This is a genomic window from Capilliphycus salinus ALCB114379 (assembly GCF_047276495.1).
Taxonomy (GTDB): Bacteria; Cyanobacteriota; Cyanobacteriia; order Cyanobacteriales; family Microcoleaceae; genus Capilliphycus; species Capilliphycus salinus.
The window spans coordinates 6,449,478-6,467,436 of sequence record NZ_CP178543.1; the positions used below are offsets into that span (position 1 = coordinate 6,449,478).

At 43.7% G+C, this 17,959-nt stretch carries 11 protein-coding genes; 8 read left to right on the plus strand and 3 right to left on the minus strand.

Going from position 1 to position 17,959, the window contains the following annotated elements; all coding sequences use genetic code 11:
• The first annotated feature begins 100 nt into the window (after positions 1-100).
• Positions 101-1,606 carry a cryptochrome/photolyase family protein gene (locus ACL6C3_RS25995; protein ID WP_413162494.1) on the plus strand — a complete coding sequence of 502 codons (1,506 nt, stop codon included), beginning with the start codon at positions 101-103 and terminating at the stop codon, positions 1,604-1,606.
• A gap of 197 nt (positions 1,607-1,803) precedes the next feature.
• Here the strand turns inward: ACL6C3_RS25995 and ACL6C3_RS26000 are convergent, their stop codons facing one another.
• From ACL6C3_RS26000 to psaA, 3 genes are all read right to left on the minus strand, one after another.
• Positions 1,804-3,048, minus strand: coding sequence for a class I SAM-dependent methyltransferase (locus ACL6C3_RS26000; RefSeq protein ID WP_413162496.1), 1,245 nt, complete (start codon positions 3,046-3,048; stop codon positions 1,804-1,806).
• Between the two features lie 870 nt (positions 3,049-3,918).
• A complete protein-coding gene (gene psaB / locus ACL6C3_RS26005; protein ID WP_413162497.1) occupies positions 3,919-6,147 on the minus strand; it encodes a photosystem I core protein PsaB in 2,229 nt (742 codons plus the stop codon).
• Between the two features lie 148 nt (positions 6,148-6,295).
• Positions 6,296-8,557: a photosystem I core protein PsaA gene (gene psaA / locus ACL6C3_RS26010; RefSeq protein ID WP_413162499.1), complete on the minus strand. Its 2,262-nt coding sequence runs from the start codon at positions 8,555-8,557 to the stop codon at positions 6,296-6,298.
• Between the two features lie 523 nt (positions 8,558-9,080).
• On the opposite strand from psaA, the gene ACL6C3_RS26015 reads away from it, so the two are divergent.
• The 7 genes from ACL6C3_RS26015 to ACL6C3_RS26045 all read left to right on the plus strand — a co-directional run bounded on the left by ACL6C3_RS26015 (position 9,081) and on the right by ACL6C3_RS26045 (position 17,958).
• Positions 9,081-11,222: a hypothetical protein gene (locus ACL6C3_RS26015; protein ID WP_413162501.1), complete on the plus strand. Its 2,142-nt coding sequence runs from the start codon at positions 9,081-9,083 to the stop codon at positions 11,220-11,222.
• A 77-nt stretch (positions 11,223-11,299) separates the two neighbouring features.
• Positions 11,300-11,788 (plus strand): pentapeptide repeat-containing protein, encoded by a 489-nt coding sequence (locus tag ACL6C3_RS26020; RefSeq protein ID WP_413162503.1) that lies wholly within the window; start codon positions 11,300-11,302, stop codon positions 11,786-11,788.
• A gap of 48 nt (positions 11,789-11,836) precedes the next feature.
• The gene (locus tag ACL6C3_RS26025; protein WP_413162505.1) at positions 11,837-12,757 is read left to right on the plus strand and encodes an alpha/beta fold hydrolase; all 921 of its coding nucleotides are present in this window, start codon (positions 11,837-11,839) and stop codon (positions 12,755-12,757) included.
• A gap of 802 nt (positions 12,758-13,559) precedes the next feature.
• Positions 13,560-14,282: a PEP-CTERM sorting domain-containing protein gene (locus ACL6C3_RS26030; protein WP_413162507.1), complete on the plus strand. Its 723-nt coding sequence runs from the start codon at positions 13,560-13,562 to the stop codon at positions 14,280-14,282.
• Between the two features lie 173 nt (positions 14,283-14,455).
• On the plus strand, positions 14,456-15,649 hold the full coding sequence (locus ACL6C3_RS26035) for a phosphate/phosphite/phosphonate ABC transporter substrate-binding protein (RefSeq protein ID WP_413162509.1): 1,194 nt from the start codon (positions 14,456-14,458) through the stop codon (positions 15,647-15,649).
• A gap of 130 nt (positions 15,650-15,779) precedes the next feature.
• The gene (locus tag ACL6C3_RS26040) at positions 15,780-16,655 is read left to right on the plus strand and encodes a DNA adenine methylase (protein ID WP_413162510.1); all 876 of its coding nucleotides are present in this window, start codon (positions 15,780-15,782) and stop codon (positions 16,653-16,655) included.
• Positions 16,648-17,958: a type II restriction enzyme gene (locus tag ACL6C3_RS26045; protein WP_413162512.1), complete on the plus strand. Its 1,311-nt coding sequence runs from the start codon at positions 16,648-16,650 to the stop codon at positions 17,956-17,958. The genes ACL6C3_RS26040 and ACL6C3_RS26045 overlap by 8 nt, the downstream gene beginning before the upstream one ends.
• Position 17,959 lies beyond the last annotated feature (1 nt).

The window sequence follows — 17,959 nt, forward strand, 5'->3', positions numbered from 1 at the left end:
TTTAGATAAAAAAAGAATTTGGCGAGATGGCAATGACAAAATAGAAGGATTTGTTTAAAATTTTATAGAGTCTCATTACCCATTCTAGGAAATCAGTTCAATGACAATCGGTATCTGGATTTTAGGAGATCAGCTTTGGAGTCAACAAGCTGCATTACAAAGTTGTCAGTCTCATCGGGATACGCCGATTATTTTGATTGAATCTCTAGAATTTGTGCGAGTTCGACCTTATCACCGCCAAAAATTAGTATTGGTTTGGTCGGCGATGCGACATTTTGCCGATGAGTTGCGGGATGCGGGTTGGTCTGTTACTTATATTATTACAGCAGAATCGGTAGAAGTTCCCCTGAAAAAATGGATTCAGGACCACAAGATTACTCAATTGCGAGTAATGATTCCCAACGATAAACCGTTTCAAGACTTGATGGCAACGTTGAATTTATCCTGTCCAATTGATTGGCGAGAAAATAACCATTTCCTTTGGAATGAAACGGAGTTTAAGCAATGGTCAAACCGTCGGAAACGTTTGTTGATGGAGGATTTTTATCGGGAAGGTCGTCAACGATTTAATATTTTGATGGAGGGTAAACAACCCCTCGGAAATCGCTGGAATTTTGATTCGGAAAATCGCAAACCTCCCAAAGGAAAGTTAAATCCTCCCCGGCCGCTTTGGTTTGAACCGGATCAAATAACTCGGGCAGTTATTGAGCAAGTTAATCAACTTTCCCTTCCATTGTACGGGAAAATAGAACCGTTTGGTTGGGCGGTTACTCGCCAACAAGCTTTGGAAGTTCTGCACTATTTTATTGAGGAACGTTTGCCGAATTTTGGTTCCTATCAAGATGCGATGGTCACAGGTGAACAAACGTTATGGCACGCTTTACTGTCCCCTTATTTGAATTTGGGTTTATTGCAGCCGTTAGAAGTGATTGAAGCGGCGGAAAAAGCTTACTTCGATAAAAATTTACCCTTAAATTCTGTGGAAGGTTTTATTCGTCAGATTCTCGGTTGGCGAGAATATCTGCACGGAATTTATCGGGTGATGAATCGAGAATATTCTCAACACAATTGGTTCGACCATACTCAACCTTTACCCGAGTTCTTTTGGGATGCCAAAAAAACCGATATCAACTGTTTATCTCAAGTGTTGTCTCAGGTGGAAACAACCGGATATGCTCATCATATTCAACGGTTAATGATTTTGAGTAATTTTGCTTTAATTGCTGGTCTTTCTCCCCAGGAGGTTGAAAACTGGTTTCATGCGGTTTTTATTGATGCCTATGACTGGGTGATGCAAACCAATGTGATCGGGATGGGGTTATTTGCCGACGGTGGAATTCTCGCTTCTAAACCCTATGCGGCTTCGGCGAATTATGTCAACAAAATGAGCGATTATTGTAAATCTTGCGCTTACAACCCCCGGAGTCGCACGGGGGAAAACGCTTGTCCTTTGAATGTCTTTTATTGGAATTTTCTCGACAGGCATCGGGAAAAGTTAAAGTCTCAAGGACGGATGAATTTGGTTCTCGCCCATCTCGATAAAATGTCTGAAAATGAACTCAATATCATTCGTCAACAGGCTGAAAATTGGCTGAGTCGATTTTAAGCGTTTTCAGTTAAGATATTTTTTCAATAGGCTATTTTGGGGTTACGGTTGCTTTTGATATGATCTCCGGTTGATTAATGGATGTTACGAGGTCGGGCGGGTTTATGTAAATCTTTGAGTAGTAGTAAAGATCGTAGGCTGAACCCGCCCCTACGAAACGGATTATTGATTAGTCGGAGATGATATAAAAATCTCTGTTAAAATTCGGGAATGGTTAAACCTTTTAGCTGAATTTGCTTTTCGGTTTCCAAACCTTTACTCTGAATTAATACGCCAAATTTCCCCAAACCCATCGGATCAATTAATGAGTGTAGGGCTTCCCGTATTCTCAAAATTTCCGATAAATTTTTCCCCGAAGTTTGAGAAACGGCCGCAATGCGATCGCCGAGTCCTAATGACATTAAAAATAACGCTTGTTGGGTAAAGCCGATCACTTTTAATCCCGATAATTCCCCCTGTTTTTCTAAAGCGGTAAAATCAACATGGGCGGTTATATCTTGTTTCCCGATATTAATATAAGGATTGTTATGATGGCGGTGTTGATAATAACACTGTAAGGTTCCACCCGAACGAGTTGGGCTATAATAGCGTTCGGCAGTGTAGCCGTAATCAATGGTTAATACAAATCCTTTCTGTAATTTATCAGCAACTGTTGTTATCCAATCTAGCGCATCCAAGTTAATTTCAGTGCGATAACCTTCGGGATAAATATCCGATAATAGGTCAATTTTTACCGTTTCAAAATAGGTTTGAAGTTGGGGGGTTGACAAATTTCCCTCAATTTCGCTAAAATTAGCGTTAATGCTATGATCGCCCCCGGTATGGTTATTTAGCGAAACATTATTTAGCGAAACATAGAGTTCTCGCAGTTGGCGCTCGCGAACAGTAACCAGATGTACGGGTAAGGCGTCTACAAGTTCGTTGGAGAAGAAACAGCCTGTTACCGAAGCGTCAGCAAGGTCATCCCAATCGCACCAACGCACAGAAATAGTAGAACCGATAGTATCGTTGAGTTTCTGCTGTTGTTCGGCTTTAAGGGCGGGTGATTTCTCGATAATAATATAGTCTATCGCCTCAAAGCAACGGGGATACTGTCTCCGAATGTATTGTAGGATATCGGCGGCGAGAATGCCCTGTCCGGCGCCCATTTCAACCAGAGTGAACCGTGAGGGGTATTGTAAAATCTCCCACATCTCGACAAACTGTTCGGCGAGTAATTCCCCGAAGTCCGCACCCAGATGAGGCGCCGTAAAAAAGTCTCCCCCGGCGCCGATGCGAGGGCCGGGAGTGGCATAATATCCCTGTTGAGGATGATAAAGCACCCAGTTCATGTAATCTGCGAAGGATATACGCCCCTCCCGGCTGCGCTTAATTTGTTCGGCGATGAATTCCCGCAGAATTGAATTAGACGGGTCAGCGTTATTGTGAGGTTGAACTGTCATTGATAGTCGAAATTACAGCATTCACCCAAAGTTTAACAGAGGTTACACCAGAGAAATCGGTCTCAGGTTTCCGGTTCGTGTAAGAATTAATAATGATCTACTCAATTGATTTTAAATTAACTCTAAAAATATAAGGAGAAAACGAAAGTATAAACAGTGAATATTCCTCGGACGGGTTTTGAATAGAATTTAACCTCAAACAATAACAGCATCCTAACCTGTTTTCCCAGGGACTTCCTCTTTTGGAAAAATAGACGCAGAGTTGCACTAAAGACAATAATTTAGTTGCATTGCTCTCTCGTAAGCTATTGGAGGAAATATGAGAAGACTTTGTGGATGCTGTTACCGATTTTTGACGAGACAGATGTTAACTTAAACAGCTTTTTTACCTCCTAGTTGAACAGATTGACTTCCTCTTTATTGAATTTGAAATGGAGTTACATTAAACAGTTATTGGGTTTTAATGTATTGCTCCCGTCTCACCATTTGAGGAAATTTCTGCAACTCAGGCCGGTGATGCTGTGTGAAATGACAGACTTGAGATGAAACAGTATTTTGACCTCCTAGTTTCAAAGTAAACTGCGATGATTAGCTTTGTTAGTTTAGTTCAGATGAACCCTTCAAACATCGCTTGTTTATCTGTCAAATGAAGCTTGATTAGCTTCTATTAATAATGTAATTGGTTATTGGTGTGGCTGCAAGTGAAATCAAACAAAGTTTACAACGATAAGTGTAATGACTTTCAATGATATTAACTTAGGTAAATAATATTCATCTATCCACTCACGGTTGAGCGTTCTGGCATTGAAAAATCCCCCGTCAGAAGACGAGGGATTCCGCTTAAATTAAGCAAGTTCAGCTAATGCTAAGTTAACCGAACTTACCCGCAGTCGAGGCAATCAGGAAGGCGGCATAGGTCAGGATATAACCGACCGTGAAGTGAGCCAAACCAATCAAACGACCTTGAACGATGGACATAGCAACGGGCTTATCCTTCCAGCGAACCAGGTTAGCTAGAGGAGTCCGCTCGTGCGCCCAAACCAAGGTTTCGATCAACTCTTGCCAGTAACCGCGCCAAGAGATGAGGAACATGAAACCGGTTGCCCAAACCAGGTGTCCGAAGAGGAACATCCAGGCCCAAACCGACAGGTTGTTCGTTCCGTAGGGGCTGTATCCGTTAATCAATTGAGCGGAGTTCAGCCAGAGGTAATCGCGCAACCATCCCATCAGGTAGGTTGAGGACTCGTTGAACTGAGCCACGTTGCCTTGCCAAATGCCCAGATGCTTCCAGTGCCAGTAGAACGTTACCCAGCCCAGGGTGTTCAGCATCCAGAACATCGCCAGATAGAAGGCATCCCAAGCGGAGATATCGCAAGTACCGCCACGACCGGGGCCGTCACAGGGGAAGGAATAACCGAAGTCCTTCTTATCGGGCATCAGTTTAGAACCGCGAGCATCCAACGCACCTTTAACGAGAATCAAGGTGGTGGTGTGCAGACCCAAAGCGATCGCGTGGTGAACCAGGAAGTCGCCAGGGCCGATGGTTAAGAACAGAGAGTTCTTACCGGAGTTGATGGCATCCAACCAACCGGGCAACCAAACGTTACCGTGATTGGGCCAAGCAGTGGTGGCGATGCTATCGGGGTTGGACAGCAGCACATCCATTGCGTAAACGGCTTTTCCGTGAGCCGCCTGAATGAACTGAGCGAATACAGGTTCAATCAGGATTTGCTTTTCGGGAGTACCGAAGGCAACCACAACGTCGTTATGAACGTAGAGTCCTAAGGTGTGGAAGCCGAGGAACAGAGACACCCAACTCAGGTGAGAGATGATTGCCTCTTTGTGGTCAAGTACCCGAGCGAGTACGTTACCTTTGTTGGCTTCGGCATCGTAGTCGCGAACCCAGAAGATCGCGCCGTGAGCGAAAGCACCAACCATCAGGAAGCCAGCGATGTACTGGTGATGGGTGTACAGTGCAGCTTGAGTGGTGTAGTCCCGCGCCATGAATGCGTAAGGCGGCAGGGCGTACATATGTTGGGCAACCAAAGAGGTGATTACGCCCAAAGCAGCCAACGCCAAGCCTAATTGGAAGTGCAGAGAGTTGTTGATGGTGTCATACAACCCTTGGTGAGGCAGGTTGAACTGACCTTCATTTTTGAACCCGAACAGGGGATCTTTGGAATTGAGCATTTCTTTGATGCTGTGGCCAATTCCAAATTGAGTCCGGTACATATGTCCGGCGATGATGAAAATTACAGCGATCGCCAGATGGTGGTGAGCCATATCCGTCAGCCAAAGAGATTCAGTCTGAGGATGGAATCCACCTAAGAAAGTCAGAATAGCGGTTCCTGCACCTTGGGAAGTCCCGAACACATGGCTGGCGGTATCCGGATTTTGAGCGTAAACGCCCCAGTTTCCGGTGAAGAAGGGAGCCAAACCGGCCGGGTGAGGCAGAGTGGTGAGGAAGTTATCCCAACCGACGTGCTGCCCGCGAGACTCGGGAATGGCAACGTGTACCAGGTGTCCGGTCCAAGCCAAGGAACTGACCCCAAACAGACCCGCCAAGTGGTGGTTCAAACGAGATTCAGCGTTTTTGAACCAGGAGAGGCTGGGGCGATATTTGGGTTGGAGGTGCAGCCAGCCTGCAAACAGGAAGACAGCAGACAGCAACAGCAGGAAGATCGAACCTTGGTAGAGATCTCCATTGGTTCTCATTCCAATGGTGTACCACCAGTGGTAAACACCAGAGTAGGCGATGTTAACGGGGTTAGAAGCGCCCGCTTGGGTAAAAGCATCTACCGCAGGCTGTCCGAATTGGGGGTCCCAAATCGCGTGAGCGATCGGACGGACATTTAAGGGATCTTTAACCCATTGTTCAAAGTTACCTTGCCAGGCGACGTGGAACAGGCTGCCAGAAGTCCAGAGAAAGATGATGGCGATGTGACCGAAGTGGGAAGCAAAAATCTTTTGGTAAAGATTTTCTTCCGTCATCCCATCGTGACTTTCAAAATCATGGGCTGTGGCAATCCCGTACCAAATCCGACGGGTGGTCGGATCTTGAGCCAATCCCTGACTAAATTTGGGGAATTTGGTTGCCATAAGTCCTAACTAAATCGTCTTCTCTTACGAAGTTGCTCCTTGACGGAAACCGTCAAGACCGCACTTCGCGCTCTCTTGCGATGGTCCGCTCAAGGAATTAGAGCTAAGTCGGAGTTTGACTTTACCCTAACCCCTGAGCGGGAGACTCTCATCCGACTGAAATGATGCGAGCCAGGAAGAACGCCCAAGTGGTGACGATTCCTCCAAGAAGGTAGTGGGCAACTCCCACTGCACGACCCTGAATGATACTCAGAGCGCGAGGCTGAATCGATGGAGCGACCTTGAGTTTATTATGCGCCCAAACGATCGATTCGATCAGTTCTTGCCAGTAGCCACGACCGCTGAACAGGAACATTAAGCTGAATGCCCAGACAAAATGCGCTCCTAAGAACAGCAAACCGTAGGCAGACAGGGCAGACCCATAGGAGGTAATCACCTGAGAAGCTTGCGCCCACAGGAAATCACGCAACCATCCATTAATGGTAATGGCACTCTGGGCAAAGTTACCATTGGTTATGTGAGAAATTGTACCGTCTGCTCCGACAGTTCCCCAGACGTCAGACTGCATCTTCCAACTGAAGTGGAAAATCACAATTGACAGGGAATTGTACATCCAGAACAGACCCAGGAATACGTGGTCCCAACCAGAAACCTGGCAAGTACCACCCCGACCCGGACCATCGCAGGGGAAGCGGAAGCCCAATTCACTCTTATCGGGAATTAGACGGGAGTTACGGGCAAACAGTACACCTTTGAGCAGGATCAGAACGGTAACGTGAATGGTAAAGGCGTGGATATGGTGAATCATAAAGTCCGCCGTACCCAATGCGATCGGCATCATTGCCACTTTACCGCCTACTGCAACCACATCACCACCAAAAGCGGGACTAACACTCGCTAAGGCGTTCGGAGCCGTGTTACCGGGCGCCAAGGTATGTAGGTGTTGAACCCACTGTGCAAAGATAGGCTGGAGCTGAATCCCGGTATCTGAGAACATATCTTGAGGACGACCAAAGGCTCGCATTGTATCGTTGTGAACGTACAAGCCAAAGCTATGGAAGCCCAAGAAAATACAAACCCAGTTGAGGTGAGAAATAATCGCGTCGCGGTGACGAATTACCCGATCCAAAACGTTGTTGATGTTCTTCGCCGGATCGTAATCCCGCACCATGAAGATCGCACCATGAGCGCCTGCACCCACAATTAAGAATCCGCCGATCCAAACGTGGTGGGTGAACAGAGATAACTGTGTGGGATAATCTGTTGCAATGTACGGGTAGGGCGGCATCGCGTACATATGATGAGCCACGATGATGCTCAAAGATCCCAACATTGCCAGGTTGATCGCTAGCTGTGCGTGCCAGGAAGTGGTCAGCGTTTCGTAAAGACCTTTATGACCATTACCCCCGATCAGGAGCGGATCTTTATGGGCCTCTAGAATTTCCTTCATACTGTGACCAATACCCCAGTTGGTGCGGTACATATGGCCAGCAATGATGAAGAGTACAGCTAAGGCTAAGTGATGGTGTGCTGTATCTGACAACCACAACCCACCTGTTACCGGATTTAAACCGCCTTTGAACGTTAAGAAGTCTGAGTAGACTCCCCAGTTCAAGGTGAAGAAGGGTCTTAATCCTTCTGCAAAGCTGGGATACAACTCGGTCATTAAATCCCGGTTCAGGATGAACTCATGGGGCAGGGGGATGTCTGCGGGGGCTACCCCAGAATCCAGCAGCTTGTTGATCGGTAAGGACACGTGAATTTGGTGTCCCGCCCAACCTAAGCAGCCCAGACCCAATAAGCCGGCGAGGTGGTGGTTCATCATCGACTCCACATTCTGGAACCATTCCAGTTTGGGAGCGCGTTTGTGATAGTGGAACCAACCGGCAAACAGCATCAAGCCAGCCATGACCAGCCCACCGATCGCGGTGCAGTATAACTGGAATTCGGTGGTGATACCGGATGCCCGCCAAAGTTGAAATAATCCAGAGGTGATCTGAATTCCGTGGAAGCCGCCTCCCACATCTGCATTTAAAATTTCTTGACCGAAGATTGGCCAAACCACCTGAGCGCTGGGTTTGATCCCTGTGGGGTTTGATAACCAAGCTTCATAGTTTGAAAACTTCGCGCCGTGGAAATAAGCACCACTCAGCCAGATAAAAATTACGGCTAAATGACCGAAGTGGGCGCTAAAGATTTTGCGCGAAATATCTTCTAAATCACTGGTATGACTATCGAAGTCGTGAGCGTCGGCGTGCAGGTTCCAAATCCAGGTGGTGGTATTCGGACCTTTTGCTAGGTCACGTCGGAAGTGACCCGGTTTTGCCCATTTTTCAAACGAGGTAGGAACCGGATCTTTATCGACCGTAACCTTCGCCTTCGCCTCCGGCTCTGGAGGACTGATGGTCATTGAGACTCTCCTCTCCCTATGACAAATACTCTACTTGTTGCTGATTATGAAACAAGTTGTACAACTGTTTCAAAATCCGTAGCAAAAGTTAATAGATTACTAACAGTTGCTCGGGGACAACACAACTCCCTTTTACTTTACTACAAGAGTGGAAAATTTGATTTTCACACTCCACCCCGGTTTACAGCTTTGGAAATTTCCGCAAGGCCGCTTGAAGGGGCTGTTGTATCTAAATGATATATCATCTTTACCAATCAGGGGGGAATGGCTTGTTAACAATAATTAAAAGTAGGTATAAGTCCGATTAAATATAGCTTTTAGTCCTGTACTGACCTCAAAACCCACCTCAAATCCACCGAAAACGTTACAAAACTTAAACTTAATGAGAGTAAATTCTTAAAGTAAAAAGATCTTGACAGCGTGAAAAAAACGATCGCTGTTTAGTCAATGATGCTTTTGGGCTATAGTTCCCTATGGAAGCCTTCTATAGAAAATTGGATTTGGGAGTTTTCAGGAGAACTCAATGTTGAACAGGAATTACGGTTGGACAACCCTAAGAAAACGGTTAATATCGGCCATAGCCGCCATCTTGGTCTTAAATCTTCTCGGATGTCAGCAACCCCAATTACCCGAACCCAGTCTACCGAATCTCTCAGCCCCTCAACCGACAACCGAAATGGGGGAAGCCTCGCCTCCGAGGGCGATTCAACTTCTACATCAACCCCTAGACATCTATCAACCTCAAATCACCATCCTCAGTCCTCAACCCGACGAAATCCTCCAGGACAACACCCTCACCGTCCAACTCCAAGTGCAGGACTTACCCCTATTTCAAGATGAAACCCTGGGTTTAGGGCCACATTTACAAGTCCTTCTCGACAATCAACCCCTAGAAAATATCTACACCCTAGACGAACCGCTGGTTTTGTCGGACTTAGAAGCTGGAACCCATACCCTGCGAATCTTTGCGGCTTACCCCTGGGAAGAAAGCTTCAAAAACGACGGCGCCTATGCTCAAACCACCTTTCATATTTTTACAAAAACTCCAGAAAACAACCCCGATCCCAAACTTCCCCTATTAACCTACAACCAACCGAGAGGAACAATCGGCGCCGAACCCGTTTTGTTAGACTTCTACCTGGCGAATGCTCCCCTGCACTTGGTCGCTCTTGAAAATCCAGAAGATGAAATTGTCGATTGGCGAATTCGCGTCACGGTCAACGGTAAAAGCTTTATCATCGATCGCTGGCAACCAATATATATAAAAGGTATAAAACCGGGAAAAAACTGGGTACAACTCGAATACCTCGACGAACTCGGAGAACCCCTGATCAACGTCTACAACAAGACGGCTCGCGTTTTTACCTACGACCCCAACAGCCAAGACACCCTATCAAAACTGGTACGGGGTGAACTCACGTTAGCCGAAGCTCGTCCCATCGTCGATCCCGGTTATGATCTTAAAGTCGTTACTCCACAAGTCGAAGAAACTCCCGAAATAGAAGAAACCGCAGAACCCGCAGAAATTGAAATCGTTCCTCCGGTAGAACAAGAAACTCCCGAAATCGAACAAACCTCTGAACCGACAGAAATTGAAATCGTTACTCCACAAGTCGAAGAAACTCCCGAAATAGAACAAACCGCAGAACCCGCAGAAATTGAAACCGTTCCTCCGGTAGAGGAAGAAACTCCCGAAATAGAAGAAACCGCAGAACCCGCAGAAATTGAAACCGTTCCTCCGGTAGAGGAAGAAACTCCCGAAACTGAAAGTCCCGTAGAACCCGCAGCAGAAACCGAAGACATCGAAGTGATACCCGGCGGATCGGAAATTCCTTCAACCATCGAAGAAACATCGGAAACAGCAGTCGAGGAAGTTTCACCGACAGAAGAAGAACCCTCACCCTCACCCATTCCCGCAACCGGTGGATGGTTTAACCGCATCAAAGGTCAAATTCCGCCGCTTCCGGTATTTGAGAAAAACAATACTCAAACCAGTCCTATAGTTACTCCTTCGGAAACCTCAGAACCGTCCGAAACGGATAATGTATTCAAAGGGATTTTCAGCCGTTTTAAGCAAATTCCTCTATTTCAGCAAAACACTTCCCAACCCTCACCCCAACCCTCACCCGAACCGGTTGAAACCTTACCCGAAATCGTCGATCAGGCTCCGATTCCCGAACCGACTCAACCCACAGAACCCGAAGAATCACCCGAACTGGTTCCCGAGGAGTTAAAGCCATCTTCTGAAATTTCCCCAACACAGCCAACTGTTGAAACGGTAGAACCCGTTATCGAACCCTCACCCGAACCGGAACCCGTTCCCGAAATTATCGAGGAAACTTCTGTGATCGAGTCGGAACCCGTTCCTGAAATTGTTGAGGAAACTTCTGTGATCGAGTCGGAACCCGTTCCCGAAATTGTCGAGGAAACGGACGTTATCGAAGCGGAACCCATACCCGAAATTGTCGAGGAAACGGACGTTATCGAAGCGGAACCCGTTCCCAAAATTGTCGAGGAAACGGACGTTATCGAGTCGGAACCCGTTCCCTCTGAACCGGTAATCATTACCCCAGAAGCGGAACCCGAACCCCTTCCCGAAATTATCGATCAAACTCCCGTTGTTGAACCCGAAGTTGAGTTAGAAGAATCTAACCTAAGACCTTAACCAGGCGGTTAAGTTTGAGCTAACCTAGATCAACGTGGCTTTGTTAAAAGCTGCGTTTTTTGATGGAGTTATTTTAGATGGCCGATACAAGACATCTCGCCATACTCAAACAAGGGGTTGCAGTCTGGAACCAGTGGAGAAAAGAGAACCCCGAAATTCAACCCGATTTTAAAGGTGCTGATTTAAGAGCGGCGATGCTGCGGTTGTCCAGCCTCAAAGGACTGAATTTGAGCCAAGCCGATCTTAGGGATGCCGATCTCAAAGGCGCCGATCTTTGGTTCGGGAACCTCAGGGGTGCAAATCTTAAAGGGGCCGACTTGAGAGGCGCTAACCTTTGGGGGGCGGATCTTTCTCAAACTCAAATCTTTCAAGCCAATTTTCAAGGTGCCATTCTCACCGGGATTTGTATTCTCGACGATCGCATCGATCTTGACAGCCAAACCAATTTTACTAATGTTTTGTGTCGGTTTATCTACCGCCAAGCCAACCAACAACAGCGTTATCCCCTCGATCCTAACGTCAGTTTTGCTCCGGGAGAATTCGCACGCTGGATTCAAACGCTTTAAAATCAAGGAACCTGTTCAAATCCAGTCTCCCTCTAGATACCGCCGGTTATGCAACAAACACCCCCAACGCCGCAGTTTTACACCTTTAAAGGCTATCGTTGTGCTTATGAAGTTCATTCGACCATCGATCCAGAATCTTCACAGCATTTACCTTTACTTTTGATTCATCCCATTGGTGTGGGATTATCTCGTCAGTTTTGGTATCGGTTTTGCGAAGTCTGGCAACAAAAAGGTTATCAAAATCCGATCTATAATCCCGATTTACTGGGGTGTGGTGACAGTGAAATGCCTCATGTGGCTTACCAACCCGAAGATTGGGCCGAACAGTTGAACGAATTTCTGGAAAGGGTCATCAAAAAACCCGTGTTGGTGGTGGTACAGGGGGCGCTTCTCCCGACGGCGATCGCTTTGGTACAGTTGCAGCAACAAAAACAAAATCAGTTAATTAAAGGTTTGGTGTTGTCTGGGCCTCCGGCTTGGCGAATTATGACGGATGCGGGTTCGCCGACTCAACACCGGCTGCTGTGGAATTTGTTTTTTGATGCTCCCATTGGGAGTTTATTCTGGCTTTATGCTCGCCGTCGCCAGTTTGTCGAGTCTTTTTCGGTTCGCCGGCTGTTCGCTGAAGCTGAAGCGGTGGATAAACAGTGGCTCGATGGCTTGGAAGCGGGAGCGACTGACGCCAAGAGTCGATATGCGGTATTTGCGTTTTTGGCGGGGTTTTGGCGAAAAAATTACGGGCCGGCGATGGCGGGGATTGAACAACCGACGTTGGTAGCGATCGGCCAGAAGGCTTCTAGTATTAGCCGCAAAGGGTTTTCAGAAACGCCCGAACAACGTGCTGAAGCTTACGAAAAGGGTTGGCCTGATGCTCGGTCTCGGATTATTCCGGGGCGAAATGTCTTACCTTATGAATCGACAGAAGATTTTCTTGACCTGATTGGAGAGTTTTTAGCCAGTCTCCAGTAAGTTATATCATCTCTGACTCAATCTGAAGTGCTGTAGGGGCGGGTTCATCCCAAATCTTGATGACCCCTCCGAGTTTATATTAAACCCGCCCCGCAACCATAAGACAATTAATTAACCGCAGATCATATTAAAGATATATATAGGGTGCCTTACGCGATCGCGTAGATCCCAAAAAGCGGGTTTCTATTGAGAAACGGGGTTTTTCATCGAACTGCTATCAGTATCAGACATCAGACGCAAGTAAAAAACCTAAATCCGTCCTGGGTTTGGGTTTTGCTTTGTCAAGGGGGTCGGTGGACTACAGGGGGTTGACCCTGCTTGAGAAAGGGCGATCGGTTCAGTATGAACAAGTATAAACGGATATTCACTCCTCAGTCGATTTTCCGAAGTTGATCGCATTTTGATGCTCGAAATTAAAAGTTTTTACGGATTAAAAGAGAAGTGAATTAATTGCATTAATTAATTTCATCCGTGAAAATACTTACGGAAGAAAATTCTTCAATTCATTCTTCAATAAATCTACCGAAAAATAGCGTTTTTTTCAAAAAATTTTTTCAACTAAAAGATCGTTATAAGATGTGATAGAAATCACTGGAATTCCCTTCCTGTAAGAATATTATGTCTTCAGTAGATTAATTTTCGTTTCTGTCTTTATTGTAGCTTGAGTAATGTAAAGCTTTGATGAAATCTCAGAAAAAACATTTTCAAACTAAGAAATAAAAGCTATGATTTAGACAAGAAAAGAAAATTATACACAAATACAAATTACTCAAGTATTTAAGTGTTATCAGGAGTCACACCCATGAAAACTAAATTTTTTGCTTTCCTAACAGGTTTGACCACTCTCACGACTGTGGTTGCTGCAACAGCACCCGCTCAAGCGAATGAAGAAATTGATGCTTTAATGAAAGCTTTTTTCGAGTTTGCACCGACTCAAGACCATAAAGAAATCAATGAGGAAGCAGGACTGAGCGGTATAAAAGAAGTAAATATTGGCGGTGCTTTAAAACTGGGTCAAGATATCGAGAATTTAGAAGCCGTTTTTCTCGGTGAAGTTGCAGGCTATACAACAAATACATTAAGTTTGGGTGACCAAACCTTATGGTCTGATATCAAAGCTTATAACGAACTGTATGATGGCCCCTACAAACTCGGAACCTTTAATTCCAAATACAATGATGGAGTGGGAAGTCTCTTAGACATTGGTTCAACGGTTTCTCTGGGTTCGTTTAAAGCAGGCGATTTGCTGAACTTTGGTGTTTCCAACGAAGATTTTAACTTCAGCATGAGCAGCGCACCTACACAGTTTAAAGGTTATACTCTGGCTGGATTTGAAGATTGGTTGGTTATTGGAATTGAAGATTCAATGGGCAAATTCAGTGATTGGGACTACAACGATACTGTATTTGCGGTTAAAGTCGGTGCTTCTGTCTCCAGTGTTCCCGAACCTTCTACCATTGCGGCTTTGATGGGTGTTTCTGCTGCTTTTGGATTTAGCCGTCGCCAGAAAGCGAAGAAGTCTTAATTTGAGCGAACACACTCCAATCAACATCACGAATAATTTAATTAACCCCCAACTTTATGAATAAAGGCGGGGGTTAATTATTTTGATTGAATGCGATTGCCTTTAAAAGTAGGATAGAATGTGATTGGCTGATTTTGTTCTAGTTTCAAAGAAATATTCTATCGGTAAGTTCGATGTCACGAAAGGATGCCAAAGAAATTTGGAAACTTGTTATCGTTTCGGTTGCAAGTTTCTCACTGTTGGGAGCTTCAGTTCACCTGATTATTCCTAAAGAGTTAATTTCTCAAGTTATACCGGAAAAAACCGTTTCACCCGTTTTACAAACAGATAGCCTAAAAATTGGAATTCTCACCTCATCAAAAAATTATCAGACTTTGATTGAATATTTACAAGAGCAATTGGGAAATCAGTTGGAAATTACCTTAGAGGGTGATGGAAATCTTTCCTATCAAGCGGCTAAAAATAAAATTATTCAAAATCAGTGGGATATCGTTTTTACTCTTTCTCCCATGCTGTCTGTTGCGGCTAAAGATAATGGATATTCGTTTGCAGCCCGGATGTTCCCCGATTTTGAACCTTACTATGAATCCGCTTTATTTGTGAGAAATGATAGTTTTATTCAATCTTTGGCCGATTTAAAACCCACAACAACAATTGCTTTGGGCGACTTTAACTCCGCTTCGAGTTTTTATATGCCGGTTTATGATTTGTATGGTAAAACGTTAAGAGTCAAAGCGGGAAACCGTTCTTCTCAAATTCGAGAAATGGTAAAAACAGGGAAAGTAGATGTGGGTGCAAGTTCTTTTGATTTAGTTAAAGATAATCCGGCTTTTCGGGTGATTCATGTCAGTCGAAAAATTCCCGGTTCCGGCGTTTATTTGTCTCCCAAGTTATCAAACTCCGACCAAACAACTTTGAAAAAAGTATTGTTGGATGCTCCTGCTATAATTAAACAACAAGCAAACTATGATGTGGGTCAAGAACCCGATTATACAATGTTTGTCGGAATTTCACGCCGAGCGGAAGAAGTTTTGTCTTGTGCAGATTTTTCTCAAAATCCAATCAACTTTTTTTGTCCTTCTTCTAATCCCCAAAATTTGACCGCATTTAATGATACCACTATTACGGGTAAAGTGAATGGATTTAGTTATGTTGATAATGATACACTGCATCTGAAATTATCGGGAAAAGATGGTAATTTGTATCGTGTGGTTGTGGCTCGAAAAATTCTCAATCAAGTTAAAAATGCACCCCCGCCACCCGGTTTAATTAATAAAACACTTCAAGTTATTGGAGTTCAACCTGTTGAAGTTAACAGTCGTTTAGAGTTGAAAGTCGAACAGGCCAATCAGTTACAAGTCTTGTAAAAATTATTGTTAATTCAAGAATGATTTTAAAGTTGGATTGATTGATATCATTTAAGTTAATATTGTTTTCTAAGGGTGACATTGACGAAAAAATCCTATATAATTTTAAAGCTGTTACTTCTGAAGAAAAATGTCATCTGCTGAGAAACAATTAGAAAAAAGAGTTTCACCTTCACAAAACAATCCGTTAGTTAGACCGTTTTTAAAGTGGGCGGGAGGAAAGAGACAATTACTTAACGTCTTGAAAGAACATCTTCCCAAAAAATACAAAACCTATTATGAACCTTTTGTGGGTGGGGGTGCTTTTTTATTTGATTTACAACCTAAAAATGCTGTAATTAATGATAGCAACGGTGAACTAATTAACTGTTATCGAATGATTAGAGATTCTGTTGAAGAACTGATAGAAGATTTGGGAAGACATAAAAATCAAGAAGATTACTACTATAAAATGAGGGAATTAGACCGGAAAAGAAGCTGGACTAAGAAAACAGAAGTTGAACGAGCATCAAGAATTATTTACCTAAACAAAACTTGTTATAACGGACTGTTTCGGGTGAATTCTCGCGGACAGTTTAACGTTCCTTTTGGTCGGTACAAAAACCCCAATATTTTAGATGAAGCGGTATTAAGAGCGGTGAGTAACTATCTGAATAAAAATTACGTTGAAATTCTCAATGGTGACTTTAACAAAGCGGTTGAAACGGCTAGAAAAGGAGATTTTATTTATTTTGACCCTCCCTACGACCCAGTTTCGGATACCGCTTCTTTTACGGGTTATGATATTAATGGGTTTAACCGCAGCGAACAGGAACGGTTAAAAAATACTGTTGATGAGTTGGATAAAAGAGGGTGCTATGTGTTGTTGAGTAATGCTTATACGGATTTTATTGTTGATTTGTACAATGATTATAAACCATTTAAAGTTTCTGCAATTCGGGCGATTAATTCTAATGCAAAAAAGCGGGGTAGGGTTGATGAGATTTTGGTAAAAAATTATGAGTAATTCCAGCAAAAAAAACTTAACTAAAAACGATATCGCATGGGAAAAGATATTTGAACAATATCAAGTTCTAGAAAAGATTTATGAACGGGGTAGCTTTGAAATTGACGCCGGAACTATTAATCAATTCCGAGAAAGTCGGTTAATGGCAAAATTTGACCATCACGTTAATTTACCCCGAATTTTTCAAAAAAATTCACTGTCTATCCTTCCTATTTCTCGTTCTCGATATATTTTAGGACATTTTGATGCTTATTTTCGGGTAAATTATCATCCTGAAATCGAACCGATTCCGGTAACATTTCCGAGTGATATTGAAAGCTTGGACTATGAAACTTTATCGTCTGAAAGTTTGGCGATAAATTGTGCTTTTTATGCGGGTATGATTGCGGATATTTTAGACACAAAAACCGATAAAGTTTTTCATACGGTTTCGGGTCGGATGTCTGCGGGGAGTTTTGATTTTTCTATTAACCGTTTATCGAGTAATTCTCCTTATTTGCTGGAGGTTAATAACTCTCAGTGTGAAATAGATGCGGGGTTTGAAACTGAAGAATATTTTCTTATCGTTGAAGCCAAGATGTATGGTGTTGAGGATTTTTTAATCAGACAACTGTATTATCCTTATCGGCTTTGGTCGAGTAAAGTTCATAAAAAAGTGTTGGTTGCTTTGATGACGTTTTCAAATTCAACCAATCAATTCAGCTTCTTTCTGTACGATTTCGATAATTTATCAGATTACAACTCTATCCGGTTAATAAAGCAGAAAAATTATATCATCGGTTCTGAAAAAATCACCAGAGACGATATCTTGGAAGTGTTTAACTCTGTTAAAGTTGTCTGTGAACCGGACGTTACATTTCCGCAAGCGGATGATTTTAACCGCGTGGTAGATTTATTGACGCTACTTTATGAGAATGATTTAACTAAAGATGAAATTACAACTAAGTATCAATTTACAGCCAGACAAACTAACTATTATACTGATGCGGGTAGATACTTGGGTTTGGTCGATAAAATCAAAAATTATGATAGCAAGGAGATTGCTTTTTGTTTAACGGATGAAGGAAGAAGTCTAATGAATAAGAAGCACAAGTTAAAGATTCTTTCTCTGATTAAAATGATTTTGAGATATCCAGTTTTCTACAAAACGTTTGAAATAACGCTTCAAACCGGAGAAATCCCTTCCAAAAATCAAATTATCGAGATTATGTCAAAAATGAATTATTCTGATAAAACCAAAGATAGACGTTCTCAAACGGTTATAAGTTGGATGAAATGGATTTTGAGTAGGTGTTCAGATTAAC

Coding starts and splice junctions, on each gene's coding strand:
- ACL6C3_RS25995 (WP_413162494.1), top strand. CDS start 101: ATGACAATCGGTATCTGGATTTTAGGAGATCAGCTTTGGAGTCAACAA.
- ACL6C3_RS26000 (WP_413162496.1), bottom strand. CDS start 3,048: ATGACAGTTCAACCTCACAATAACGCTGACCCGTCTAATTCAATTCTG.
- psaB (WP_413162497.1), bottom strand. CDS start 6,147: ATGGCAACCAAATTCCCCAAATTTAGTCAGGGATTGGCTCAAGATCCG.
- psaA (WP_413162499.1), bottom strand. CDS start 8,557: ATGACCATCAGTCCTCCAGAGCCGGAGGCGAAGGCGAAGGTTACGGTC.
- ACL6C3_RS26015 (WP_413162501.1), top strand. CDS start 9,081: ATGTTGAACAGGAATTACGGTTGGACAACCCTAAGAAAACGGTTAATA.
- ACL6C3_RS26020 (WP_413162503.1), top strand. CDS start 11,300: ATGGCCGATACAAGACATCTCGCCATACTCAAACAAGGGGTTGCAGTC.
- ACL6C3_RS26025 (WP_413162505.1), top strand. CDS start 11,837: ATGCAACAAACACCCCCAACGCCGCAGTTTTACACCTTTAAAGGCTAT.
- ACL6C3_RS26030 (WP_413162507.1), top strand. CDS start 13,560: ATGAAAACTAAATTTTTTGCTTTCCTAACAGGTTTGACCACTCTCACG.
- ACL6C3_RS26035 (WP_413162509.1), top strand. CDS start 14,456: ATGTCACGAAAGGATGCCAAAGAAATTTGGAAACTTGTTATCGTTTCG.
- ACL6C3_RS26040 (WP_413162510.1), top strand. CDS start 15,780: ATGTCATCTGCTGAGAAACAATTAGAAAAAAGAGTTTCACCTTCACAA.
- ACL6C3_RS26045 (WP_413162512.1), top strand. CDS start 16,648: ATGAGTAATTCCAGCAAAAAAAACTTAACTAAAAACGATATCGCATGG.